Origin of the sequence: Carnobacterium sp. (assembly GCF_032094055.1) — a bacterium.
Lineage (GTDB): Bacteria > Bacillota > Bacilli > Lactobacillales > Carnobacteriaceae > Carnobacterium_A.
This window is the reverse complement of record NZ_DAMDAK010000097.1, coordinates 1-3765: the sequence shown is the minus strand read 5'-3', so window position 1 is coordinate 3765 and position 3765 is coordinate 1. Positions and strand designations below refer to the sequence as shown.

The 3765-nt window shown below is 38.1% G+C and carries 3 protein-coding genes; all 3 read right to left on the bottom strand.

What is annotated here, in order from left to right; genetic code table 11:
- A partial coding sequence (locus tag RT405_RS11935) for a maltose acetyltransferase domain-containing protein (protein WP_313469950.1) occupies nucleotides 1-302 on the bottom strand: 302 nt, incomplete at its 3' end.
- A 100-nt stretch (nucleotides 303-402) separates the two neighbouring features.
- Complete coding sequence (gene gntK / locus RT405_RS11930; RefSeq protein ID WP_313469949.1) at nucleotides 403-1941, bottom strand: gluconokinase; 1539 nt, start codon at nucleotides 1939-1941, stop codon at nucleotides 403-405.
- Nucleotides 1942-2077: 136 nt separating this feature from the next.
- Complete coding sequence (locus RT405_RS11925) at nucleotides 2078-3442, bottom strand: L,D-transpeptidase family protein (RefSeq protein WP_313469948.1); 1365 nt, start codon at nucleotides 3440-3442, stop codon at nucleotides 2078-2080.
- Nucleotides 3443-3765: the final 323 nt, after the last annotated feature.

Genomic DNA, 3765 nt, shown 5'->3' with positions numbered 1-3765 from the left:
CAATTCTTTCCAATTGTAATAGGGCAGATATCTAACAGCGTACAGTTAAAGTTTGCATAGAAATTTTCTCCGATATGTACATTGAATCCATAATCTACTATTAACCCTTGATTGATATGGAACTGTTCACCGGTTGAACCAAACAACTTTTTCAATATCGTTTTAGCTTCCGGGGAATCTTCCCCTTTTGCTTGGTGAAATTCTTTTAATTTTTCTTGCGCATATTTTCTCGCTTCGCGTAATTCCAGATTTGCTGCATCATACATCTCACCAGCAATCATTTTTTCTTTTTCTGTTTGCATACTCTGTTTCGACCCCTTTAACTAAATATTCTTCTTTCGATTATTTCCTGGCTTTTTCTTAAAAACTTATCTTTCATGATCCTTTTCTCTTTCTATTCTTTTACTCGTCTAGATTTTCTTGAAGTTCAGCTACTTGGTGATATACCCCGCTAAATGTTTGACTCAATTGACGGTAAATCGGAAACAACTTAGCATACGTCCTTGCTTCTGCTGCCTGCGGAATATGCTGATGCTCGGTTCCAATCATGTTATCCACTTCGCAGACTTCTTGAAGGATACCCATACTTTTCAATCCCATTACTGCTGCTCCTAAACAAGAGCTTTCAAAACTCTCTGGAAGCGTAAATGGACGACCAAAAATGTCTGTCAGCATTTGTCGCCATACTAGTGATTGCGAAAAGCCTCCCGTAGCAATGATTTTTCGGGGTTCTCCAGCTAGCTCGGTTAACGTACAAAAGACATCATAAAGATTAAAACAAATGCCTTCCAACACAGCCCGTAAAAAATGTTGCGGCTGATGCAGCATATTTATTCCAAAAAACGATCCACGTGCCTCTGCATCCCATAAAGGTGCACGTTCTCCATTTAGATAAGGATGGAAAAACAAGCCGTTTGCTCCAGCAGGTACGGCAGCGATTTGCTCCATTATATAGTCATATGTGTTGCCGCCTGTCTGGCTGATCAATTGCTGTTCCATTGGGAAGTAATTTTGGCTTGCCCAGTTTAAAACGACTCCGCCATTATTGACGGCTCCTCCAATCACCCAATGCTGTTCATCCAGCACATAACAAAAAGTCCGTCCTTTAGGATCCGTATAGGGTTGATCCGTTACCATTCGAACAGCCCCGCTTGTTCCAATCGTAATAGCAGCCACGCCTAGTTCGATTGCTCCTACTCCTAAATTAGAAAGGCAGCCATCATTTCCACCCAACACAAAAGGGGTTTCGGGTAAGAGTCCCATCTGATCTGCATACTTTTGTGGTAATCCTACTAATTTATCTGTTGGAGAAGCTAAAACAGACAATTGGTCTTCTATAATTCCCGCAGCTGCTAAAGCTGCTTCATCCCATTTGAAATGATGGATATTAAACAACCCTGTACTAGAAGCAATGGAATAATCTACTATATAATGACCAAATAATTGGTAAAAAATATATTCTTTCATTCCGATAAATTTCTTTGTTTGGCTAAACAAATTTGGCTGTTCTTCACGCAACCAAATAATCTTGGCTAGCGGCGACATTGGATGGATCGGCGTACCTGTACGATGATAAATCTCCATTCCATTAGCTGCTTTTAATTGGTTTGCCCATTTGGCAGAGCGGTTATCTGCCCAAGTGATGCTTCTTGTCAAAGGTTGATCAGCGTAATCCATAGCAATTAAACTATGCATAGCACTGGCAAAGCTGACACATAAAATTTCTTCAGGCTCAACTGCTGTTTTATCCATCAGCATACGGATACTCACGATAACGGCTTCAAATAAATCCTCTAATTTCTGTTCAGCCATCGGAGGTGTTTCTTTTAGTAAAGGATAAGCCACATAAGCAGCATCTACGACTTCTCCATTCTGTCTAAATAGTACTGCCTTCGTACTAGTCGTTCCCATATCAATCCCAACACTGTATTGTTGCTTCAAAAAAAAGCCTCCTTCATAACTTTTTAGCGTTATTTATTGCTGCTCTACTTCTCGCCTCTATCAAAAGGATAGCCTTTTAACTAAAAAAGCGCAACGAAAAGTTCATTTCGTTGCGCTTTCTTCTCTTCCTAATGAATCAATATACTATTACAGGCGTACCGGTTTCGATTTGATTATAAATTTCCACCATTACTCCAGGAGGCGTATTGATACAACCGTGTGACCCTTTAGTTAAATGAGTGTTTCCGCCATAAACGGTTTGCCAAGGAGAATCATGAATGCCCACACCGCTCCAATCAATTGGTAGCCAGTGATCGACTGGTGTTGCATAATCTTCACCTGTCAAAGTAGCATTGCGTTCTTTTTTCCAAACATAATAGATTCCCTTTGGAGTAGGTGTAGCAGGTTTTCCGGAAATAATATCCGTCTCTTTCGCAATTTTTCCATCTTTATAAAACCACATATGCTGTGCTTCTAAATCGACTTCAACGTAGCTTTTACCGAATTCATTTCCATCATCTGCGTAACCAGAACCATTATAACGAGGAGTACGGTCAATGTCTTCTCCTAATAAAATATCATTTGCTAAAGCTTCTGTTTCTCTTGCTACATCTAATGTCCAACCATATGTTCCAGCAGGAACCTTAATGACACCTCTCTTAGTCGTTTTAAAATCACGTGCTTTTTCATAGGTACTGTATTTATCACTCAGCCCTTGCATATAAGTTGTGATTCCTTCTTTGTCTACTGTCACGTCTCCTGTTTGATCAACATTGAGCCAGCTCATTAATGTTTCACGTGGCACAATTTCTTCTGAGCCATAGATTTGATAAACAATGGACAAATCACTTAACTGTTTTAATTTAGAGAGATTGGCTTGTAACGTTTCATCATCAGCTAAAACTGTAGGAACAGCATAAGCTTCTTTCATATTGATCTTAGTTGTATCTTCTTGAACAGAATCCATGATTAAAGCTGCAACTTTATCTATATCAAAACTATTTCCTTTTACTTCAGGCTGTATAGTAAAATCTTTTTCAGTTTTCTTTATGGTTGCATTAACTGGCTGTTTCCGTTCTTCTTGATCTAAAGATAACGTAGAGACAAATTTTTTCACTTCTTCTTGATTCAATGAGACACCTTCAAGAGCTACTTGCTTATCTCTTGAGCTGAATTGATTTATTGGCCAAGACCAAGCTGGTTGTTTATTTAGTTGTTCTTTTAAAGTTTTAGTAAAGTCAGTTGCAACGCCTATATCTGTTCCTGTAAAAGAAAATAACTCTTTGTCATCTTCTACCGCCGTAAAAGTTCTTTCTTGGTAATGTTTTTGAAGCGCTTTGTTGGCTTCTTCTACTGACTTGTTTCCAATCGACACGCCGTCAGCAGTTGTTTTAGGCAGAAATTGATTCTGGTACTGCATGCTTTTAAAGATATAAAAGCCTCCAATTAAAATCAAAAAGATCCCTAATCCAATAAAAATTGATTTTTTCTTATTATTCATTTATCTTCATTCCTTCTTTGTTTATACATAAAGTACTTGAGTGACAAGAGCAACAATGCGTTAAATACATTTTATTAAAAAACAACTGGTATGACTATCTTTATTTTACCATGTTTTAGCAGCAATTAAAGAATTATCCGCTCATTTCTTCCTCTATTATAAGAAACTAATTGACTTCTATTGGTTTTCAAAAAAACGGATAGTTGGTATTTCAGCCTATCTTATTGAATAATCAGTATAACACAAAAAAAGATACCATCCGAAGATGATACCTTTTTGATTTGCGCGGCAGCGTCCTACTCTCACAAAGGGAAACCCTTCAC

What these genes read in the sequence shown, in the direction of transcription:
- RT405_RS11925 (WP_313469948.1), bottom strand. Translation starts at nt 3,442, where the DNA reads ATGAATAATAAGAAAAAATCAATTTTTATTGGATTAGGGATCTTTTTG.